Below are 20,238 nucleotides of genomic sequence, written 5' to 3' on the forward strand. Positions count from 1 at the left end.
ATAAGATATGATATAATAAAAAGATTTGTTATTGAATTAAGTTTGTGATTAAGCTATAATATAAGGTGAGGTGATAGTATGTTTAAAATAGGCGATAAGATTGTTTATCCTATGCACGGTGCAGGCATAATTACCGAAGTACAAAATAAAGAGGTCTTGGGAGTTAAAAAAGATTATTATATTTTGAAAATGCCAATGGGGGAAATGAAAATCTCGATACCTGTAGATAAGATAAATGATATGGGAATAAGATTTGTTGCAGAAGAAGAAACTATTCATTCTTTAAGAGATATTTTAAAGAATAGCGAAGTTGATTTTCCTTCAAATTGGAATAAAAGGTACAAAGAAAATCTCGAAAAATTGAGAATGGGAGATATAAAAGAAACTGCTATTGTGTATAAGGGTTTGTATGAATTAGATTATTCAAAAGGCCTATCCATGATTGAAAAGAAAGTACTTAATACCTCCAGAAAAATGCTCATTAGCGAAATAGCAAGTGGTTTGAATATTAAACCATCAGAAGCTGAAAGTATGGTGAACGAATTAATCGATTTAGATTAAAATATTTGTGAAAGGAGAAATATTTTGTTCAGACGAGGGATGTCAATACTGATATCTATCATCGGGGCTATTTTAGGAATTATATTTACTAATGTTATTTTCAGTAATTTTATTGAAAAATCAACTAGTGTGATTATTAAGATAGTCGCTATGATTGTAGCGGCAGTCGTATTTGGATTTATATTTTATGCTTTGGCTCCGAAATTCATATCAGTAGAATTAAAATTGATAGAATCTATTGAAGATTCTCTTAAAAAGTTCTCTCTGGTCGATATTGTTATAGGGACAATTGGTCTTGTGGTAGGGCTTATACTAGCATTTTTGATATCGCAACCGTTGTTAAAATTAAATATTCCAGGGATAGGAACTGTATTGACTGTTATTTTTGAAATTGTGTTTTATATTGGAATGGGATTTTTGGGAGCAAAACTTGCTCTTAATTATCACGATGATTTTCTCGCGTTTTTCGATAGAATTAAAACCAAAGAAAAACCAAATCTCAAATTTTCAAGCAAAGATAGCAAAGTTAGACCTAAAATCGTAGATACTTCTACTATTATTGACGGTAGAATTATCGATATATTGAAGACGGGATTTTTGGAAGGAAATTTAATAATTCCAATATTTGTCATCGAAGAACTACAACATATAGCAGATTCGGATAATTATTTGAGAAGGCAAAAAGGAAGACGTGGATTGGATATTTTAAAAACTATGCAAACTGAGTACAAGGACAAGGTTAAAGTGGTTGATAAAAGATATCCTAATATTGACAAGGTCGATTCAATGCTTGTGAAAATGTCAGAAGAATTGAATGCAAATTTACTTACGAACGATTATAATTTGAATAAGGTCGCAGACTTGCAGGAAGTTTTCGTGTTCAACATAAATGATTTGGCAAATGCTATGAGGCCTGTTTTCGTGGCAGGTGAACCGATTAATGTGTCAATCATTAAAGAAGGACGTGAAAATAATCAAGGGATAGGTTACTTAGACGATGGTACCATGATTGTAGTTGAAGATGGCAAAAAATATTTGGGACAAGTTATTGAATGTACTGTTACAAGTGTTCTTCAAACTTCTGCAGGAAAAATGATTTTTGCAAAGAAATCTGAGGGAAAAGATTAGTAGTTATATATTTTATTTATTATTTGAACTTATTAGAGAACTATTTGTGTAGTTCTCTTTTTTATTGCAATGGCAAATCTTTTTAATTAAATTGATTTTTTGATATAATAATAATGAGGTGTTATATGGATAAATATATTTCAGCTATTATAACTGCGGCTGGATCCTCTCAAAGAATGAATAAAAAAATTCCAAAACAATTTTTGAAAATAAAAGACAAAATGATTTTGGAGATGACTTTGGATGTGTTTCAAACAATTGACGAAATCAAGGAATTCATTCTTGTAATTAGAGAAGAAGACGAAGAATTTGTACGAAATTTTATAAAAGATAAAAATTACAGAGATATCGTAATCGCTATCGGTGGAGACACAAGAGAAAAATCTACATACAATGGCTTGAATAAAGTAAATGAAAATTGTGATTTGATAATAAGCCATGATGCAGCAAGACCGTTTATTAGACGTGAAAAAATACTTGAGGCCATTGAATCTATCGGCGATTATGACGGGCTTGTGGTGAGCGTGGGAGCTAAGGATACCATAAAATATGTTGACGATGATATGAAAGTTGTTAACACTCCTAACAGATCACACTTGTATATGGCGCAAACGCCACAAGTTTTCAAATACAAGTCTATCAAAGACGCATACAAACTAGTATTTGACGAAAAAATAAATGTGACAGACGATTCATCTTTACTTGAAATCGTCGGTAAAAAAGTTAAAATAATTAAGGGCGATTATTCCAATATCAAAATAACAACACAAGAAGATTTGCTATTTGGAGAGTTAATTGCTAGAAAGAGAGAAAACGAATGAGAATAGGTTTTGGGTTAGATGTACACAAACTTGTTGAAGATAGAAAATTGATATTAGGCGGAGTTGAAATTCCACACGACAAAGGACTTTTGGGTCACAGCGATGCGGATGTTTTGATTCACGCTATAATGGATTCGATCTGTGGTGCACTTTGTTTGGGAGATATCGGCAAATTATTTCCAGACACTGATATGAAATACAAAGACATTGATTCTAGAGTGTTGCTTAGGAAAGTTTTTGAAATCATGGATGATATGGGTTATGAAGTTGGAAATATTGATTCTACGATTTCTTGCCAAAAACCAAAACTTAGAGATTACATTGATACAATGCGTGAAAATATCGCACAAGATTTGCACACTAATACTTTTAATATTTCAGTCAAGGCAACTACAACAGAACAACTTGGCTTTGAAGGCAGATGTGAAGGCATTACAGCTAACAGTGTCTGCATATTAAATAAAAAAGCTTTATAGGTGATAATATGAATTTTCGAAGAAAAATAGCAATAGATTTGGGAACTGCGTCTGTTCTTGTGTATTTGCCAAACAAAGGTGTCGTATTAAACGAGCCTTCAGTTGTGGCGATGAATAGTTTTAATTCCAAAATAATATCTGTTGGAAAAGATGCTAAGAAAATTTTGGGGAGAACTCCAGGAAATATTGTCGCTAAGAAACCACTAAAGGATGGCGTGGTTGCAGATTTTAATTCAACAGAAAAAATCATTTCTTATTTGCTCAGAAAAACTTTGGGCAAATCACTAATCAGACCAGAAGTTTTGATTTGCGTTCCAAGTCAAATCACACAAGTTCAAAGAAGAGCTGTCATTCAAGCTTCAAAATACGCTGGAGCGTACAACACATATTTAATAGAAGAACCATTAGCAGCAGCTATAGGTTCAGGAATTGATGTAACAGATGCAAGAGGTAACATAGTTGTAGATATCGGTGGAGGAACTACAGATGTTGCGGTGATTTCTATGGGAGGAATTGTGATTAATAAATCAATTCCTGTTGCAGGAGATGAATTTGACAAAAAAATTCAAGATTTTGTCCAAACAAAATACAATATGATAATTGGGGAATCTACTGCAGAAAAAGTTAAAATAAATGTAGGCAGTGCATATCCTAGAGATGATGGAGAGTTGTATGAAATCAAAGGGAGAAATCTGGTAAATGGATTACCAATGCACATCTACGTTTCGTCAAAAGATATTTCAGTTGCATTGAAAAAGCCGATAGATAAAATTGTAGACACTGTACAAGAAGTTTTGGAACAAACTCCAGCTGAATTAGCGGCAGATGTTTACGAAAGAGGAATCATTATGAGTGGCGGTGGATGTCTACTGAAAGGGTTGGATAAATTAATTTCTGAAAGAATAGGTGTGAACGCTAGGATTGTAGATGGTCCAATCACGGCAGTTGTTAGGGGAACTGGTAAATCATTAATGTGGATGGATAAATTAAAAGAAGACAGTGATTCTCATCAAGATTTGAGAAGAAAAGTAATTGTTAGCAGAATGAGATAAAATTGTAATTATTACAAATTGTATTCATTGTTTGTTAACGATGTGATATAATATATGTATAAAATAAAATAGGGGGTATTTTGATATGAAAATGATGACACAAACAAATTTACAATCAGCATTCGGAGGAGAATCTCAAGCAAGAAACAGATACAACATTTGGGGGAATAAAGCTGAAAAAGACGGTTTTAAAAATGTTGCAAGATTGTTCAACGCTACAGCTGACGCTGAAAAAATCCACGCTGCATTACACTTTGATGCATTAAAAGATGTTCACGGTGATTTCGCAGTAACTAGCATGGCTGGTTTCGGAATTGGAAGTACTTCTGAAAACTTAGAAGGAGCTAAAAACGGAGAAATCTTCGAAGCAACTGAAATGTACCCATCATTCATCGAAGTAGCTGAAATGCAAGAAGAAAAAGAAGCAGTAAGAGCTATGAGATTTGCTGTAGAAGCAGAAAAAGTTCACGCTGAAAGATTCGGAAAAGCAAAAGAATTTGTTGACGGTGGAAAAGACTTAGAAGTAGAAGAAATATTACTATGCCCAGTTTGTGGATACATAGGATTTGAAAAAATCGATGCGTGTCCAATTTGCGGATGCAAATCCGAAAAATTCATAGAATATTAATTTTTTGATATAAGCCGGATAATACCGGCTTATATTTTTAAAATCTGGAGGAAATTATGGTAGAGAAAAAGGTTTGTATTACAAACGAGATAGGACTTCACGCAAGAGCTGCATCCAAATTTTTGAATGAAGCAGTAAAATACAATTCTAATATTGAATTCATAAAAGACAATAAAACATACAGTGCTAAAAGTATTATAAGCATTTTGTCATTATCAGCGCACAAAGGATGTGAGCTTATTTTAAGATGCGATGGTGAAGATGAACAATTGGCACTTGAAAAATTAAGCGAATTAATTGAAAACGGATTAGATTATTAAAATAGAGTGTGAAAATGTTTTTACGAATAAACGGTGCTATGATCGTTTAATTTTGCAAAAAATTGGTGATAATTTATGGTATCATATAATTAAAGAAGCATAGATGGGAATGATTAATTTGGTTTTTTTGGATAAATTTTTTAATATGATCAATACACTAAGATTTTTGGATATCATAGATATCGCTATAGTTGCGGTCTGTATTTACAAACTATATATGATGATAAAAGAAACAAGGGCTGAACAACTCGTAAAAGGACTTGTAATCATATTTATTTTTGTAAAAATTAGTGATTCGTTGAAATTATACACTGTAAACTGGGTTTTGGAGAACATGATGACGGCTTTGGCCATCATGATAATAGTGGTATTTCAGCCTGAACTTAGAAAAATTTTGGAAACAATAGGTAGAAGTAATATTTTGACCAAATCATTTGCGGATATCAGAGGAGAAAAAGTGGATAAGTGCGTGGAAGAAATTGTACACGCTGTATTTTCACTTTCAAGACAAAAAATTGGTGCATTGATTATTTTCGAGAGAAGTACAGGTCTTGGAGACGTTGTAGAAACAGGCACAGTTTTAAATTCTGCGATTTCTAGCGAACTTTTGATAAATATATTCATACCTAATACTCCACTTCATGATGGTGCGGTTGTAATCAAAAATGATACTATCAAAGCGGCGGCATGTTTTTTGCCATTGTCCACAGAACAATCCATATCTAAAGAATTGGGAACAAGACACAGGGCAGCTATAGGAATGAGTGAAAAAAGTGATTGTTTGGCACTTATAGTTTCAGAAGAAACAGGTGGTATTTCAATAGCTGAACACGGTAAAATCAACAGATACGTTGATGAACCAACTCTAACAAAGATTCTGACAAAATTATACAATGATCAAGATTCTTATATTTTCAACAGAAAGGAAATAGAAGATGAAAGATAAATTAAAGAATAGTTCATACTTAAAAAATATTGACTTCAAAGGATTTTATTCAAATAATCTTATAATTAAAATAGTCTGTCTTTTTTTGGCGATATTTTTGTGGTCTTTTGTAATGGGAAATAAAAACCCTGTAGTAACAAAAGATATTCCAGTAGTAAACGTTGAATATCGTGGCGTAGATAAGTTAAGAGAAAATGGAAGAGTGATAATATCACCGAAAACTCCTACAATATCTATGCGTGTGGAAGGAAGAAGAAACACAATCACTAAAATGAAAAATTCGGAAATAAAAGCTTTTGTAGATGTTAAATCTATAAAAGTTGATTCTGAAACATTACCCGTAGAGATCAGCCTTCCTCAAGGAGTCAACGTAGCAGATCAATCTGACGAAACTATTTTAGTGAAAACAGAAACAGTTGATACTGTTAAATTTCCTATAAGAATAATGAAAGTAGGAGATTTGCAGGAAAATGTAGAAATTGATTCTATTAAATTAGATCCAAAAGATATAAAAGTATCTGGAGCTAAGACGTATCTCAACTCAATTGATTACGCATCAGTCAAAATTGATCAATCAAATATTGATAAGGATATCAACTTAGATTTACCGATTAATCTAAGCTTAAAAGACGACACTACAAGATCATACTTGACAAAATCATCTGAAAGCTGCAAAGTAATAATCGATGTATTGCTTAAAAAAGATGTTGAAATCAAACCAGTTGTGACTAATATTCCAGACGGGTTGAAAGTCAAGAAAGTTACATTCAGTAGACCGACAGTAAAGATAAAAGGTCAAGATGATATTATAAAATCACATTCAAATATAACAACAAAAGCAATAGATTTAAAAAGTTTTAAAGAGGGAGAAAACACAGTAGATGTAACATTGGACTTACCGCAATCAATTGTACTTGCAGAAGGCTCCAACGGAAGAATCACAGCAACAGTAGTCCTGGAAAAATAATATGAAAACTAAAAACAAAATCCCATTAATAACAATTGTAATAGGTATAATTCTAACAGTAATTTCATTTTATATGGAAAAAGTTGCTGAAACTTCACCGGATTTTCCAAAATTACTGAGCCAAGTTGTATTTTTCTCATTGCCAATCACATCTTTTATTGGTGTGTACTTTTCATATAAAACTGAAAATTTAAAAACTTTAATAATAAATACATTGTTCTTGTTACCGATTACAAGTTTTATGTTTATATAAAAGCGAGTGCAAACTCGTTTTTTTGTTTGCAAAAATGTACATTTTAATTGATTTTTACATTATGTGTTATAATTAGATTATAAAAATATGAGGGGGATATTGATGGGAAAATATTTCGGAACTGACGGTATAAGAGGCGTTGCAGGCGAAGATTTAACTGTTGAATTAGCTTATAAGCTTGCGAGAGCAGCTTGTTATAAATTAAAAGATGTAGATAATAAATTAATTGTTATAGGAAAAGATACTAGAATTTCTGGGGATATGTTGGAAGCGGCTTTGATTAGTGGAATTACTAGCATGGGTTTTGATGTGTACAGATTAGGCGTGATTCCTACACCAGCTGTTGCATATTTGACTAGATTTTACAATGCTTGTTGCGGGATAGTGATTTCTGCAAGCCACAATCCTTACGAATTTAATGGAATAAAATATTTTTCGAATGAAGGTTTCAAATTAAAAGATAGTCTTGAAGAAGAAATCGAATATTTGATTGATCATCAAGATGAAATCAACGTAAAAATTACAGGAGAAAAAGTAGGTAGAGTTTATGAAGAAGAATGCGCAAAGGATACATATATCAATTATCTTTTGAGCAGGGTTGATTTGGATTTGACTGGTGTGAAGGTGAGCTTGGACTGTGGTTATGGAGCTACTTCTGAAATCGCACCAATTATTTTCAATAGATTAAATGCTGATGTGACTGTTACAAATACAGAATACGACGGAAAGAATATCAACTTTAAATGCGGTTCAACAAATCCTGAAGTTATAAGTAATTTGGTAAAAATTTCTGAATCTGATATGGGATTTTCATTTGATGGAGACGGGGATAGGTTGATTGCTTGTGATGAAACTGGTGAAATAATGGATGGAGACCACGCTATTTGCGCAGTTGGACATTTCTTAAAAGAAAACAACAAGCTTAAGAACAATGCAGTTGTAGGAACTGTTATGACCAATATCGGCCTTATAAAAAGTTTGAAAGAAGTTGGCGTGGATGTTATTAAAACACAAGTTGGGGACAGATACGTTCTTGAAGAAATGAGAAAAAATGGCTACATTATTGGTGGAGAACAATCAGGACACATTATTTTCATAGAAGATAATACTACTGGTGATGGAATCTTATCGGCGATTAAATTAGCGGAAATAGCTGTGAAATCAAAACAAAAACTATCAGAAATGAACAAATTGATGACTAGTTTCCCACAAGTTTTGGTGAATGCAAAGGTTAATAATGAATACAAAAAAGTGTACAAAGATGATGAAGTAATCAATCAAAAAATAGCTGAACTTGAGCATGAATTCAAAGATGAAGGCAGAGTTTTGATAAGACCTTCTGGAACTGAGCCTTTGATTAGAGTTATGATTGAGGGGGAAAACCAAGAATATTTAGAGAAAAAAGCTATTGAATTAAAAGATTTAATAGAAGAAAGATGTGAGCTAATATGAAAACAATAGCGATTATTTCGGCATTAGAAAGTGAACAAGAGTATTTCAGAGAACAATTTAAGCCGGTTAAAAAGGACAAGTTTAATCACTATGAAATATATGTTTCGGAATTTGAAGACAAGAAAATTATAAATTGCGTTTGTGGAATTGGAAAAGTAAACTCAGCAGCTTTAACACAAAGAATTATCGATATGTACAATCCAGATTTGGTGATAAATTGTGGTGTGTGCGGTGGATTGGACAAATCTCTTACTTTTGATGAGGTAATACTTGCGGACAAATTAAAATACCACGACATAAATTTGGATATTTTTAGCGACAATATTCCTTACACTGACACCTTTGAGGCTGATAGTGAAACTTTGAAAAAATTGGATGAGATTATGACACAAGAAAATTTGAAGCACAGGATAGGGCTTATTGTAACTGGAGATCAATTTATCTCAACGACCGAAAAACAAGAAGAATTATTCGAAAAATATCACGCGTTGGGAACGGAAATGGAAGGCTGCTCCATTGCTCATACGTGTTATCTTAACGATGTGAAGTTTTTGGTTATAAGAAGTTTGTCCGACTTTGCAGATGACGATGCGGATGATGAATTTTACAATGATTTAGAAACAAAAACAAAGAAGGCTGCACATAGTGTAGTTGTATTGATCAAAAATATGTAGAGAATAGCGTAGGATGAATGAGAATTTGTCCTGCGTTTTTATTTTATTAAAAATGGGCAAAAAAATACATCTGTACGAAACAGATGTATTTTTTCATAATATCAATAACAAAAGGAAACAAAAAAATCACAAATATAATTTGTGATTATGGTCGGGGTGAGAGGATTTGAACCCCCGGCCCCATGGTCCCAAACCACGTGCGCTACCGGACTGCGCTACACCCCGACGTTTTTATTACTTGCTTATCTCAAGTACTTTATTAGTATACGATAGATTTAGATTTATGACAAATCCATTTATAGATAAATAAAAGGAGATAAAATCGATTAAATTTAATAATCATATTTTATCTCCGTTTTACTAAGAATTAAAAAATCTTAACTTTTAATTTACATTTTGTTAATATTCGTAGTAATACTTGAATAATTCATAGATATATTCGTTGTCTTTACATCCACCTAATTCCCTTACAGAGTGCATTGAAAGAATTGCGTTTCCTATATCAATAGATTGAATATCCAAATTAGAAACAGTGATAGGTCCAATTGTGGAGCCTCCTCTTTTATCTGATCTGTTTGTGAATTCTTGGCATGGAATATTTTTATCTAAGCATAATTTTTTAAATATTGAAGAGCTAACAGCATCCGAAGTGTACGCTCCGTTTGCAGCGTATTTTATAACAGGACCGTTGTTGATTAGTGGTCTGTTAGTAGGATCTGCCATTTCTGTGTAATTTGGATGCAAACTGTGAGCTTGGTCTGCACTAATCAAGTAAGAATTGTGCAATACTTCATAGAAGTTTTTATTGTTATCTTCTACGATTTTTTTGAAACAATCGCTAAGAAGTGTGCTGCCTGCGCCTTGTTTTGTTGAAGAACCTATTTCTTCGTTATCAAATACCATAGCTAATGCTAAAGTATTAGTAACATTTGAATCTATTAATGATTTTATAGAATTAAATGCCATTCCCAAATTATCGATTCTTCCTACTGAATAAAATTCGTCGTTTTCTCCGACAAATTCTCCTTTTTGTCTATCGTACAAGAATAAATCAAAATCTAAAATATCTTCTGAATTTATTCCAGTATTTCTTGCTAAAATTTCTTCAAAAGAAATATTTGAATCTTTTTCTGATAATGCTAAAAGTGGCAAAGTGTCCTTTTGTGCATTGAATTTGTATCCGTTATTTACATCTCTGTTCATGTGGATTGCAACGTTAGGAATTATCAATAAATTTTTGTCTACATTGATATGTTTGATTTCAGGTTTGAAAGGATTATCTGATTTCAAAACAACTCTACCAGCTACAGACAATGGACGGTCGAACCATGTGCTTAGTATTGGTCCACCGTAAACTTCAGTATTTAAAGTCAAAAATCCGTCTTTGTTTACGATAGAATTTGGTTTTATTCTAAAAGTTGGGCTGTCTGAATGAGACCCAATCAATCTGATATTATCGAAATCAGAACTTCCTTTAAAAGCGATAATTGATGAATCGTTATTTGTTACAAAATATCCTTTGCCATTTTCGATTTTCCAATTATCCTTAAATTTTAATTCAGTAAACCCGTCTTCTGTTAGTGTTTTTTTAAAATTATCGATAACGTGAAAAACAGATGGACTGTTATCGATAAAACTCATTAATTCTTTTGTTATGTTCATAAAATCACCTCAATAATAGTATACCCAAAAATAAAAATACTTAATAGCAAAAGTTTACAAAAAATATACTTAGTGGTATAATGAAGTTACTTCAGGGCGAGGTTGATTTCCTCACCGGCGGTTATAGTCCGCGAGCATTATGCATGAATTGGTGTAATTCCAATACCGACAGTAAAGTCTGGACGAAAGAAGTAAATGTAATAATTAACATTTAGCCCTAAATATAAGGGCTTTTTTATTTGCCCTTGAAAATCTTAGGAGGTAGGTTATGGAAACCACAAGAAAAAATTCTAGTACTCAAACTATGGTGAAAATCAGTATTTTAGGGGCAATAAGTGCATTGCTTATGATTTTTAAATTCCCTCTACCATTTGCACCACCATTTATGACAGTGGACATAGGAGATTTGGGAGTATTAATTTCAGGATTTGCACTAGGACCTGTAGCAGGAGTGTTAACTTCTGCAGTTAAGATTTTGTTGAACTTTATAATTAACGGAACAACTACTGGTGGAGTTGGGGAATTATCTAACTTTATATTATCATCAGTATTCGTTGTTGTAGCAAGTTCAATTTACAACAAAGGAAAAAGCAAAAAATCAGCAATCACTGGATTAGTTTTTGGTGTATTGGCGTACACAGTAGTTGCTTGTATTTCTAACTATTTTGTAATTTTCCCATTGTACGGAATTAATTTGGTTGATTTTACAAAAGAGTTTTCAAAAGTAAATTCATTGGCAAGCACTCCATTGATGTTTGTGCTTTTCAGTATCGTGCCATTTAACATTGTAAAAGGTATCATCGTATCTGCAGTTACAATCGCACTTTACAAGCCAATTTCAAGATTTTTGAAAAAATAATCAATAACATACATGTAAAAATTCATAAAATATACAATGACTCATTAATCTAAAATAATGAGTCATTTTTGTTGTTGTTCAGTTGTGATATAATTTATTTGGTGATATTTATGGAATATATTTTAAATGATTTAAAAGATACTGAAAAATTTGGACAACTTTTTGCAAAAACTTTAAAAAAACAAGATGTTATATCTTTGATTGGTGATTTGGGAGCCGGAAAAACTACTCTTACTAAATCTATTGCAAAAAGTTTTGGGATTGAAGAAAGTGTAACCAGTCCAACTTTTTCATTGGTAAATACATACTACGGTGATGTTGAATTAAATCATATTGATTTGTATAGATTAGAAGATGAGATGGAGATAGAATCCTTGGATATAGATGAGTTGTTGTATCCAGAAGGAATTACTATCATTGAATGGGCAAGTCAAGCACAGTCTTATATGCCTAGAAATTTAATTGAAATTTACATTGAAAAAACTGGTGATGTTTCCAGAAAAATTAGAATTGACGGGAACAACAAAAGAGAAAAAGAAATTATAGAGGAATTAAATGAAAATTTTAGCGATTGATACTTCAACTATGATTAGCTCTTGTTCTTTGATGGAAGATGGACTAATCGTTGGAGATTATAATATAAATCAAAAGAAAACTCACAGCGAAACTTTGGTTTTGATGATTGAGCAAATGCTTGAAAAATTAGATACAGATATTGAAGATGTGGACGTGTTTGCGGTGTGCAAGGGACCTGGATCTTTTACTGGTCTTAGAATTGGAATGACCACTGCAAAGACTTTTGCGCAAGTTTTCGATAAAAAAATCGTCGGCATATCTACCTTGGAAGCTTTGGCTAATATGATTAGCACTGACAAAATCATTATTCCTATTTTGGATGCAAGAGGTGGGAGAGTTTACTACTCGATGTTCACTAACGATTCAAAATTAGAACGTTTGATGGATGATGATTTGATTTATTTTGAAGATTTGGTTGAACAACTTGACGATGATAAGGAATATATTTTCGTAGGAGATGGAGTGTATTCTTTCTTAGATGAAATCAAATCTAAGAAGAACTTCCACCTTGCAAATTCTTCGTTGAATAATTGTATTACAAGGTCGATTTGTGACTTGGCAAATAAAACCGAAACATTTGATAGCTATTACACTCTTAGCCCAGATTATGTGAGAAAATCACAAGCACAACGAGATTACGAAAGAAGACACAGTAATGATAATTAGACAGATGGATTCCTTTGATTTGGATGATGTTGTAGAAATTGAAAAAGAAAGTTTTTCAGATGCTTGGAGCAAAATAGGATACGAAGCTTGTTTGAAAAATGAATGTAATCATTATTATGTCGGAGAAAAAGATAGCAAAATCGTTGGAATTATTGGATTTTCAATAGTTGTTGATGAAGCTGAGCTTCAAACAATTTCTGTGAAAAAAAGTTGCAGAAACTGTGGGATTGCAACTGAATTTATAAAATTTATGTTAGATTTTTGCAAAAAAGAAAATGTCAAAAATATTTTCTTGGAAGTTAGAGAGTCTAACTTTGGAGCAATTAATCTTTACACGAAATTTGGATTTCAAAAAAATGGCAGAATTAATGGATATTATGAAACTCCAAAAGAGGACGCATTGAGGATGATGTTGAATATGGATGATATTAAAGAAAATATAATTACACTTGCGATTGAAACGTCTTGTGATGAAACAAGCGTTGCGATTGTAAAAAATGGAAGAGAAGTGTTGAGTAATGTGATTTCTTCTCAAATAGATGTGCACAAAAGATATGGTGGGGTGGTTCCGGAAGTTGCGAGCCGTCTTCACTTAGAAGCGATGAATTCTATCTTGCAACAATCTTTGGACGAGGCGAATTTAACGTTGAAGGATATTGACGTAATTTGCGTTACGAAAGGGCCAGGACTTATTGGTGCATTATTAGTTGGGATTTCTTGTGCAAAATCTTTAAGCTATTGTTTGAAGAAACCACTTGTAGGTGTTAATCACATGCAAGGCCACATTTGTGCAAACTACATTAGCCACAAAGAATTAGAACCACCATTTATTTCGTTGGTTGTATCTGGTGGCCACACTTATTTAATAGATGTTGTGGATTATCAAAATTACGAAATAATTGGGTCTACAAGAGATGACGCTTGTGGTGAAAGCTATGATAAAGTTGCACGTGCGTTGGGATTGGAATATCCAGGTGGGCCTGTTATTGACAGGCTTGCAAAACAAGGGAATCCAACAGCGATAGATTTTCCAAGAGTAATGCTTGAAAAAGACAGCTACGATTTTAGTTTTAGTGGATTGAAAACAGCTGTTCTAAATTATTTGAACAACAAAAATCAAAAAAACGAAGAAATAATAAAAGAAGATGTTGCAGCATCTTTCCAAGAAGCTGTCATAGATGTTTTGGTTGAAAAATCTTTTAGATTATTAGAAGAAAAAAATCAAAAAACTTTCGTACTAAGTGGTGGAGTAGCAGCAAATTCTAGATTAAAAGAGAGAGTTTTGGAAAAAGCAGAAGAAAAAGGAATGCAAGTGTATTTTCCAGATAAAATCTTGTGCACAGATAACGCTGCAATGATTGCAACTGCGGGATACTACGATTATATCAACGGAAAACAAGATGGACTTGATTTGAAAGTTTATCCTAATTTAGAATTATAAAATGTAGCTATAAAATTAAATATTAACATTAAAAAAGGAGTTCTCACTTTAAAATGAGGACTCCATATTTTTTATTCAACTGTTACTGATTTTGCTAAGTTACGTGGTTTATCTACATCTAAGCCTTTTTTCAAAGAAGTATGATATCCCAACAATTGTTCAGGGACTACTGAAAGTATCGGATACAATAATTCTAAAGTTTTAGGAATGAAGATGATTTCTTCTGAGAAATCTTTCATATTGTCATTTCCTTCAACTGTGATTGTGAATACTTTCGCTCCTCTTGTCACAACTTCTTGAACATTTGAAATTGTCTTTTCAGCTAATTTTGATTGTGTAATAACTGATAATGCTGGTGTGTTTTGTTCTATCAAAGCGATTGAACCGTGTTTTAATTCTCCTGCAGGGAATGCTTCAGTGTGAATGTAGGAAATTTCTTTTAATTTTAAAGCTCCTTCTTTTACACTCAAGAAGTCCAATCCACGTCCGATAAAGAACATCGATTTATCTTCCTTGATAGCTTCAGCTATTCTTTCAGTTATTGATTCTGATTTTAATGTTTCTTCTATTTTTTCAGGCATTGTTTTTAACTCTTCGATGTATTTTGAATACTCAACATCTTCAATTGTGCCTAATTTCTTTGCAAAATCCAAAGCCAACATTATCACTGTAACCAATTGTGAAATGTATGCTTTAGTACTGGCTACTGCAATTTCTGGGCCTGCCAAAGTGTAGATAACCTTGTCAGCTTCTCTTGCTATTGATGAGCCAACTACGTTTGTAACTGCTAAGATTTTTGCACCTTTGTTTTTGGATTCTCTAAGAGCTGCCAATGTATCAGCAGTTTCTCCTGATTGAGAAATCAAAATCACTAGAGTGTTTTCGTCGATAAATGGATCGTTGTATCTGAATTCTGATGCGATATCAGTAATTACAGGTATTTTTGCTAATTTTTCAATAGCAACTTTACCAACTTCACCTGCATGATAAGCTGTACCACATGCAACGATGTATACTTTGTTTATTTTTAATAATTCTTCTTTAGTTAATGAATTTTCTGCAAAATCTATTACGTTATTTTTTACATTAACCTCCAAAGTCTTCTTAACAACTTCTGGTTGTTCGTGAATTTCTTTTAACATAAAATGCTCGTAGCCACCTTTACTAGCTTGATCAATTGTCATGTCTACAGTTTTAACTTCACGATCTACTTTTTCGAAATCTTTATCGTAAATTGTGTAATTTTTCTTATCTATTTCTACGATGTCTCCATTTTCCAAATACACAATGTCTCTTGTGTATTTTAAAACAGAAGGAATATCACTTGCTAGAATTATTCCGTCGTCACATTTTCCTAAAATCAACGGAGATTCTTTTCTTACAGCAATTAGTTTGTCTTTTTCGTATTCTGAAACAATTCCTAATGCATAAGCTCCCTTTAATCTTTTGATTGTAGATTTTACCGCTTCTAATAAATCGTCTTTATAGTACTGGCTAATCAATGCAACAACAATTTCTGTGTCTGTAGTTGATTTGAAAGTGTAGCCATTATCTTCTAATTCTTTTTTTAATTCTTTGTAATTTTCGATAATACCGTTGTGAACAACTGAGAATTTACCATCTTCACTTACTTGTGGGTGAGCGTTAATTTCATTTGGTTCACCGTGAGTTGCCCATCTAATATGACCAATTCCGACACTAGCGTTGTTGTCGATTTCATCGATAGAATCTATTAAATTTTGCAATTTTCCTTTTCTTTTTACTGTTTCGATTTTATTTGTTACTACAGAAATACCGCTTGAATCATAACCTCTGTATTCCAGAGATTTTAATCCGTTTAATATGATTTCAACGGCTGATTTTTCGCCGTTATAACATACTATTCCGCACATATATTTACCTCCAAATTTTTTAGAGATACACTTCATTATTTTTGTTTCAAAATTGCTCTTGAACTTTGTTAAATGCTAAGGCTGTGTTACCTATAGAGCTCCCGCCGAAAAATTCGATAACTCTATCCCTCGTTAACCGTAAAGGTCTGGCGCTTTTTTGTTTTTATCTCTTGAGATATTATATCAAATATAAAATGTAGTGTAAATTTTATTAGCAAATTGCAATAATTTTGTAACAAATGAAAACGGAAGAGAAAATAATTCTCAATTCCTCTTGACATTAATACTCTTTATCAATATAATATCAATGTAATAGATTTAAACGTTTAAATGAAGGTGATTAAATGAATTTGGCATTAGTGCCACTCAATGAAGATTTTCAAATCGTAAAAATAAAAAAAATAAAAGATGATTCACAAAAAAAATTATTGAATAATATGGGCTTTGTTGAAGGAGCATTAGTTACAGTTGTTTCAGAAAGCTACGGAAATTTGATAGTTAAAATAAAAGGTTCAAGAGTGGCTATAGGAAAAGATATAGCTATGAGAATTATGGTAAATCATATTTAATTAAGGAGGATACATAAGTGGATAACGAAATGAATCTTAAACACGCCGAAGTAGGAAAATACTACAGAGTTGTTAAGATTTTGGGAAAAGGTCCTGTTAAAAGAAGAATAATGGATATGGGTATTACAAAAAATGTAGAAATCTATATCAGAAAAGTAGCACCATTAGGAGATCCAGTTCAAATTAATTTGAGAGGATATGAACTAAGTCTTAGAAAAGATGATGCAGAAAATATTTTAATAGAAATTATAGATAAATAATTAGGAGGACTTATGTCAATAAGAATTGCTTTAGCAGGTAACCCTAATAGTGGTAAGTCCACGATGTTTAACGCGTTGACAGGATCCAATCAATATGTTGGTAACTGGCCAGGCGTTACTGTAGAAAAAAAAGAGGGAACCTTAAAAAATAACAAAGATATTAAAATTACCGACTTACCGGGAATTTACTCGCTTTCTCCATATACTTTGGAAGAAGTTGTTAGTAGAAATTACTTAATAAACGAAAAACCAGATGTAATTATTGATGTTGTGGATGCTTCAAATATTGAAAGAAACTTGTATCTTACAACACAATTATCTGAAATTGGAATTCCAATGGTTTTGGCATTTAATATGATGGATGTCGTTAAGAAAAATAACGATAAATTAAACACAAAACTAATATCTGAAAAATTGGGAATTCCAATAGTTGAAGTATCAGCACTTAAAAAATTAAACTTGGATGAATTAATTGAAGTTGCACAAAAACAAGTGAAATCTCATCATGAATCGATAAAATCATTTAGTGATGAAATTGAAAATGTGCTTACTGAAATAGAAAATAGTGTAGAATCCATTAAAAATTCTGAATCAAAAAGATGGTTTGCTGTAAAAGCTTTGGAAAGAGATGAAAAAGCATTACAAGCTGTTCATATCACTGATGAAGAAAAAGCAAAAGTTGAAGAAATTGTTTCGAAAATTGAAGAAGAATACGATGATGATGGTGAATCCATAATTACAGATGAAAGATATACATTCATTACTTCAGTAATTTCAGATTCTGTACAAAAAGGAAGATCGGGATTAACTACTAGCGATAAAATTGATAGGGTGGTTACGAATAGATTTTTGGCATTACCAATTTTCGTATTGATAATGATAGCCGTTTACTTTATTGCGGTAAAGGTTGTTGGAGGTCCTCCATTCCACGATTGGTGGGCAGATACTGTAATGACTGATGGTTTAGGAAATCTAGCTACAAAAGGACTAGAAGCAATAGGAACTAGCGATTGGGTAACAAGCCTTGTTGTTGATGGTATTGTCGCCGGTGTTGGTGCAGTATTGGGTTTCTTACCATTAATTGCGACGTTAGAATTATTACTTGCTATTTTGGAAGATATTGGATATATGTCCAGAATTGCATTTATTTTGGATAGAATGTTTAGAAAATTTGGATTGTCTGGAAAATCATTTATTCCGATTTTGATTGGTACTGGTTGTTCAGTTCCAGGAATTATGGCGACAAGAACGATAGAAAACGAAAACGACAGAAAAATGACTATAATTGTTGCATCATTTATGCCTTGTGGTGCCAAAACAGAAATCATAGCATTATTTGCGGCAGCGATTTTCGGTCAATGGTGGTTTGCCCCATTATTGTATTTCACAGGAATTTTAGCTGTAATAGTTAGTGGTCTTATCTTGAAAAAAACTAAGGCATTTTCTGGAGAACCTGCACCATTTGTAATGGAACTTCCAGAATATCATACACCAACTGTTTCAAATATTTTGCATGTAACTTGGGACAGAGTTAAATCGTTCATCATCAAAGCTGGTACAATAATTTTAGTTGCATCAATAGGAGTTTGGATTTTACAAAATATTTCTGTTAAGGGAGAATTTGTTCATTTCGCTGATGATAGTACCGATACTATATTGGCGTTCATCGGAAAAATATTCGCACCATTGTTTGCTCCATTAGGATTCGGAAATTGGACTGCAACTGTAGCTTCATTCTTAGGAACTGTGGCAAAGGAAATGGTAGTCAGCGTTTACGGAATAGTTTCTGGTGTAGGTGATGATACAGGTAAAATAGCTGATTTGGTTAGAAATAATTTTACAATTGCTTCTGCGATGAGTTTCTTGATATTTAACCAATTATCAGTTCCATGTTTTGCAGCGGTAGGCGCGATCAAAGAAGAAATGAATTCTTCAAAATGGACGGCTTTTGCAATTATATATCAAATTACTTTTGCATATTTAATATCGTTTATGGTATATCAATTCCTAAATGTTTTGGTAGTAAAACAACCATTTACAATTATGACAGCAATAGCGCTTGTAGTGTTGGTTGGAATGTTGTATATGATATTAAGAAAAGATAAATACAAAAACAATCAATCAAAAAGAGCAGTAGAATAGAGATAGAATTTTAAAGAAGGTGATTTTTTGAATATAGCTGATATAGTAGTATTATCAATAATTGTCGTAGCAATTGTGTTTGCAGTACGTCGTATGATTAAAAAAGGTGGTAGCTGCGATTGCGGTTCCACTTCTTGCCCTCATTCTCAAAATTACAATAAACAATAAAAAAAGCGTGGCCTTTAGCAGAGGTCACGCTTTGTTATTGTTCTAAACTTTTTAGGTGTAATTTGTTTTATATTTTTGAATTGTTGACAAAAATATGAATCAGATTGAAATCCAACTTCCTTTGAAATCTCGCTAACGGATTTGTCGGTGTAAGTCAAAAGCAGTAGACTTTTTTCTATTCTAAAAGTAGTCAAAATATTTGGAAGATTGCTTCCCGTGTTTTGACAAATCAATGTTGACAAATAGCTTTTGGACACGTGCAAGTGATCAGACAGAATATCCAAAGAAATCTTCTGCTCACTGTTATTGTAAATATAATCCAATGCCCTTCTGATTAATGGGTTTTCACAACCCTTTGTAAATATATTTTGGTTTGTAGTGTAATATTCTACGATTTCGTGAAGTATTTCACTGGTGTTTTCAGATTCATTATTTTCTACTTTATATAATAGTTTGTTTTTTTCATTTTCACAATATTTTAAACTTTGAGAATCGTTTATATTTTTCATCTGATTCCATGAAAATATCGCTAATAACTGAATAATTGTGTTCTTTTGGGATCTAATATTAGTTTCAGAATCTTCCCAATTTTTTAATATTTCTTCAGCTAAATCATGTGCTTTTTTGTTTGATTTTATCTGAACAGCCTTTATTAACTTTGATTCCAATTCGAACATATACAATTCCTTTCATTTTTTGAGTGTTACGAATTAATTATATAACTA

23 protein-coding genes, 1 tRNA gene, 1 pseudogene and 1 riboswitch are annotated in these 20,238 nt (G+C 32.3%); of the genes and pseudogenes, 21 read left to right on the forward strand and 4 right to left on the reverse strand.

The features are described from left to right. Positions 1-78: 78 nt before the first annotated feature. From ABDJ34_RS04160 to ABDJ34_RS04215, 12 genes are all read left to right on the forward strand, one after another. The gene (locus ABDJ34_RS04160) at positions 79-561 is read left to right on the forward strand and encodes a CarD family transcriptional regulator (RefSeq protein WP_094223707.1); all 483 of its coding nucleotides are present in this window, start codon (positions 79-81) and stop codon (positions 559-561) included. Between the two features lie 24 nt (positions 562-585). After that, a complete protein-coding gene (locus ABDJ34_RS04165) occupies positions 586-1,689 on the forward strand; it encodes a PIN/TRAM domain-containing protein (protein ID WP_094206070.1) in 1,104 nt (367 codons plus the stop codon). Positions 1,690-1,814: 125 nt separating this feature from the next. Then, positions 1,815-2,510, forward strand: a complete 696-nt coding sequence (ispD, locus tag ABDJ34_RS04170; RefSeq protein ID WP_412701487.1) for a 2-C-methyl-D-erythritol 4-phosphate cytidylyltransferase — start codon at positions 1,815-1,817, stop codon at positions 2,508-2,510. Next, complete coding sequence (gene ispF / locus ABDJ34_RS04175; RefSeq protein WP_110057799.1) at positions 2,507-2,986, forward strand: 2-C-methyl-D-erythritol 2,4-cyclodiphosphate synthase; 480 nt, start codon at positions 2,507-2,509, stop codon at positions 2,984-2,986. The genes ispD and ispF overlap by 4 nt, the downstream gene beginning before the upstream one ends. A gap of 8 nt (positions 2,987-2,994) precedes the next feature. Continuing rightward, positions 2,995-4,038 carry a rod shape-determining protein gene (gene mreB, locus ABDJ34_RS04180; RefSeq protein WP_094206067.1) on the forward strand — a complete coding sequence of 348 codons (1,044 nt, stop codon included), beginning with the start codon at positions 2,995-2,997 and terminating at the stop codon, positions 4,036-4,038. Between the two features lie 85 nt (positions 4,039-4,123). Next, positions 4,124-4,666, forward strand: a complete 543-nt coding sequence (locus ABDJ34_RS04185; RefSeq protein ID WP_316537405.1) for a rubrerythrin family protein — start codon at positions 4,124-4,126, stop codon at positions 4,664-4,666. Between the two features lie 56 nt (positions 4,667-4,722). Further along, positions 4,723-4,986 carry an HPr family phosphocarrier protein gene (locus ABDJ34_RS04190; protein WP_094207460.1) on the forward strand — a complete coding sequence of 88 codons (264 nt, stop codon included), beginning with the start codon at positions 4,723-4,725 and terminating at the stop codon, positions 4,984-4,986. 103 nt (positions 4,987-5,089) lie between these two features. Next, positions 5,090-5,932 carry a diadenylate cyclase CdaA gene (gene cdaA, locus ABDJ34_RS04195; protein ID WP_094206064.1) on the forward strand — a complete coding sequence of 281 codons (843 nt, stop codon included), beginning with the start codon at positions 5,090-5,092 and terminating at the stop codon, positions 5,930-5,932. Next, positions 5,922-6,899, forward strand: a complete 978-nt coding sequence (locus tag ABDJ34_RS04200) for a CdaR family protein (RefSeq protein WP_154253706.1) — start codon at positions 5,922-5,924, stop codon at positions 6,897-6,899. The genes cdaA and ABDJ34_RS04200 overlap by 11 nt, the downstream gene beginning before the upstream one ends. Before the next feature lies 1 nt (position 6,900). Next, positions 6,901-7,152: a hypothetical protein gene (locus ABDJ34_RS04205; protein ID WP_412701488.1), complete on the forward strand. Its 252-nt coding sequence runs from the start codon at positions 6,901-6,903 to the stop codon at positions 7,150-7,152. 102 nt (positions 7,153-7,254) lie between these two features. Then, positions 7,255-8,604 (forward strand): phosphoglucosamine mutase, encoded by a 1,350-nt coding sequence (glmM, locus tag ABDJ34_RS04210; protein WP_412701489.1) that lies wholly within the window; start codon positions 7,255-7,257, stop codon positions 8,602-8,604. Continuing rightward, the gene (locus ABDJ34_RS04215) at positions 8,601-9,278 is read left to right on the forward strand and encodes a 5'-methylthioadenosine/adenosylhomocysteine nucleosidase (RefSeq protein ID WP_094208940.1); all 678 of its coding nucleotides are present in this window, start codon (positions 8,601-8,603) and stop codon (positions 9,276-9,278) included. The genes glmM and ABDJ34_RS04215 overlap by 4 nt, the downstream gene beginning before the upstream one ends. A 148-nt stretch (positions 9,279-9,426) precedes the next feature. Here ABDJ34_RS04215 and ABDJ34_RS04220 read toward each other — a convergent pair. Next, a tRNA-Pro gene (locus ABDJ34_RS04220) sits at positions 9,427-9,503 on the reverse strand. Positions 9,504-9,677: 174 nt separating this feature from the next. Then, positions 9,678-10,940 (reverse strand): M18 family aminopeptidase, encoded by a 1,263-nt coding sequence (locus ABDJ34_RS04225; RefSeq protein ID WP_412701490.1) that lies wholly within the window; start codon positions 10,938-10,940, stop codon positions 9,678-9,680. 83 nt (positions 10,941-11,023) lie between these two features. Continuing rightward, a riboswitch (FMN riboswitch) is annotated at positions 11,024-11,138 on the forward strand. A 70-nt stretch (positions 11,139-11,208) separates the two neighbouring features. Here ABDJ34_RS04225 and ABDJ34_RS04230 point away from each other — a divergent pair. The 5 genes and pseudogenes from ABDJ34_RS04230 to tsaD all read left to right on the forward strand — a co-directional run bounded on the left by ABDJ34_RS04230 (position 11,209) and on the right by tsaD (position 14,482). After that, positions 11,209-11,799: an ECF transporter S component gene (locus ABDJ34_RS04230; RefSeq protein ID WP_412701491.1), complete on the forward strand. Its 591-nt coding sequence runs from the start codon at positions 11,209-11,211 to the stop codon at positions 11,797-11,799. 110 nt (positions 11,800-11,909) lie between these two features. Continuing rightward, positions 11,910-12,374, forward strand: a complete 465-nt coding sequence (tsaE, locus tag ABDJ34_RS04235; protein ID WP_316102549.1) for a tRNA (adenosine(37)-N6)-threonylcarbamoyltransferase complex ATPase subunit type 1 TsaE — start codon at positions 11,910-11,912, stop codon at positions 12,372-12,374. Further along, on the forward strand, positions 12,355-13,041 hold the full coding sequence (gene tsaB / locus ABDJ34_RS04240) for a tRNA (adenosine(37)-N6)-threonylcarbamoyltransferase complex dimerization subunit type 1 TsaB (protein ID WP_002835140.1): 687 nt from the start codon (positions 12,355-12,357) through the stop codon (positions 13,039-13,041). Before tsaE ends, tsaB begins: the two co-directional genes overlap by 20 nt. Before the next feature lie 4 nt (positions 13,042-13,045). Continuing rightward, positions 13,046-13,438: pseudogene (gene rimI, locus ABDJ34_RS04245) on the forward strand (ribosomal protein S18-alanine N-acetyltransferase); the annotation flags it as partial. 21 nt (positions 13,439-13,459) lie between these two features. Further along, positions 13,460-14,482: a tRNA (adenosine(37)-N6)-threonylcarbamoyltransferase complex transferase subunit TsaD gene (gene tsaD / locus ABDJ34_RS04250; RefSeq protein WP_412701565.1), complete on the forward strand. Its 1,023-nt coding sequence runs from the start codon at positions 13,460-13,462 to the stop codon at positions 14,480-14,482. 71 nt (positions 14,483-14,553) lie between these two features. Here tsaD and glmS read toward each other — a convergent pair whose 3' ends face one another. Further along, positions 14,554-16,374, reverse strand: coding sequence for a glutamine--fructose-6-phosphate transaminase (isomerizing) (gene glmS, locus ABDJ34_RS04255; protein ID WP_412701492.1), 1,821 nt, complete (start codon positions 16,372-16,374; stop codon positions 14,554-14,556). 344 nt (positions 16,375-16,718) lie between these two features. Between glmS and ABDJ34_RS04260 the strand changes: the two genes are divergently transcribed. Genes ABDJ34_RS04260 through ABDJ34_RS04275 form a run of 4 tightly spaced genes read left to right on the forward strand, consistent with a single transcriptional unit; the run spans position 16,719 to position 19,513 of the window. Then, a complete protein-coding gene (locus ABDJ34_RS04260; RefSeq protein WP_412701493.1) occupies positions 16,719-16,943 on the forward strand; it encodes a FeoA family protein in 225 nt (74 codons plus the stop codon). Positions 16,944-16,972: 29 nt separating this feature from the next. After that, positions 16,973-17,203 carry a FeoA family protein gene (locus ABDJ34_RS04265; protein WP_035109672.1) on the forward strand — a complete coding sequence of 77 codons (231 nt, stop codon included), beginning with the start codon at positions 16,973-16,975 and terminating at the stop codon, positions 17,201-17,203. 12 nt (positions 17,204-17,215) lie between these two features. Continuing rightward, positions 17,216-19,345 carry a ferrous iron transport protein B gene (gene feoB, locus ABDJ34_RS04270; protein WP_412701494.1) on the forward strand — a complete coding sequence of 710 codons (2,130 nt, stop codon included), beginning with the start codon at positions 17,216-17,218 and terminating at the stop codon, positions 19,343-19,345. A 27-nt stretch (positions 19,346-19,372) separates the two neighbouring features. Next, positions 19,373-19,513, forward strand: coding sequence for a FeoB-associated Cys-rich membrane protein (locus ABDJ34_RS04275; protein WP_412701495.1), 141 nt, complete (start codon positions 19,373-19,375; stop codon positions 19,511-19,513). A 14-nt stretch (positions 19,514-19,527) separates the two neighbouring features. Here ABDJ34_RS04275 and ABDJ34_RS04280 read toward each other — a convergent pair whose 3' ends face one another. Continuing rightward, positions 19,528-20,190, reverse strand: a complete 663-nt coding sequence (locus ABDJ34_RS04280; RefSeq protein WP_094224981.1) for a helix-turn-helix transcriptional regulator — start codon at positions 20,188-20,190, stop codon at positions 19,528-19,530. Positions 20,191-20,238 lie beyond the last annotated feature (48 nt).

Origin of the sequence: Finegoldia dalianensis (assembly GCF_046255015.1) — a bacterium.
Classification (GTDB): Bacteria; Bacillota; Clostridia; order Tissierellales; family Peptoniphilaceae; genus Finegoldia; species Finegoldia magna.

Coding starts and splice junctions, on each gene's coding strand:
- ABDJ34_RS04260 (WP_412701493.1), top strand. CDS start 16,719: ATGAATTTGGCATTAGTGCCACTCAATGAAGATTTTCAAATCGTAAAA.
- glmS (WP_412701492.1), bottom strand. CDS start 16,374: ATGTGCGGAATAGTATGTTATAACGGCGAAAAATCAGCCGTTGAAATC.
- ABDJ34_RS04190 (WP_094207460.1), top strand. CDS start 4,723: ATGGTAGAGAAAAAGGTTTGTATTACAAACGAGATAGGACTTCACGCA.
- ABDJ34_RS04160 (WP_094223707.1), top strand. CDS start 79: ATGTTTAAAATAGGCGATAAGATTGTTTATCCTATGCACGGTGCAGGC.
- ABDJ34_RS04205 (WP_412701488.1), top strand. CDS start 6,901: ATGAAAACTAAAAACAAAATCCCATTAATAACAATTGTAATAGGTATA.
- ABDJ34_RS04225 (WP_412701490.1), bottom strand. CDS start 10,940: ATGAACATAACAAAAGAATTAATGAGTTTTATCGATAACAGTCCATCT.
- tsaD (WP_412701565.1), top strand. CDS start 13,460: ATGGATGATATTAAAGAAAATATAATTACACTTGCGATTGAAACGTCT.
- ABDJ34_RS04215 (WP_094208940.1), top strand. CDS start 8,601: ATGAAAACAATAGCGATTATTTCGGCATTAGAAAGTGAACAAGAGTAT.
- glmM (WP_412701489.1), top strand. CDS start 7,255: ATGGGAAAATATTTCGGAACTGACGGTATAAGAGGCGTTGCAGGCGAA.
- cdaA (WP_094206064.1), top strand. CDS start 5,090: ATGGGAATGATTAATTTGGTTTTTTTGGATAAATTTTTTAATATGATC.
- ABDJ34_RS04280 (WP_094224981.1), bottom strand. CDS start 20,190: ATGTTCGAATTGGAATCAAAGTTAATAAAGGCTGTTCAGATAAAATCA.
- ABDJ34_RS04230 (WP_412701491.1), top strand. CDS start 11,209: ATGGAAACCACAAGAAAAAATTCTAGTACTCAAACTATGGTGAAAATC.
- tsaE (WP_316102549.1), top strand. CDS start 11,910: ATGGAATATATTTTAAATGATTTAAAAGATACTGAAAAATTTGGACAA.
- tsaB (WP_002835140.1), top strand. CDS start 12,355: ATGAAAATTTTAGCGATTGATACTTCAACTATGATTAGCTCTTGTTCT.
- ispD (WP_412701487.1), top strand. CDS start 1,815: ATGGATAAATATATTTCAGCTATTATAACTGCGGCTGGATCCTCTCAA.
- ispF (WP_110057799.1), top strand. CDS start 2,507: ATGAGAATAGGTTTTGGGTTAGATGTACACAAACTTGTTGAAGATAGA.
- ABDJ34_RS04265 (WP_035109672.1), top strand. CDS start 16,973: ATGAATCTTAAACACGCCGAAGTAGGAAAATACTACAGAGTTGTTAAG.
- ABDJ34_RS04185 (WP_316537405.1), top strand. CDS start 4,124: ATGAAAATGATGACACAAACAAATTTACAATCAGCATTCGGAGGAGAA.
- feoB (WP_412701494.1), top strand. CDS start 17,216: ATGTCAATAAGAATTGCTTTAGCAGGTAACCCTAATAGTGGTAAGTCC.
- ABDJ34_RS04200 (WP_154253706.1), top strand. CDS start 5,922: ATGAAAGATAAATTAAAGAATAGTTCATACTTAAAAAATATTGACTTC.
- mreB (WP_094206067.1), top strand. CDS start 2,995: ATGAATTTTCGAAGAAAAATAGCAATAGATTTGGGAACTGCGTCTGTT.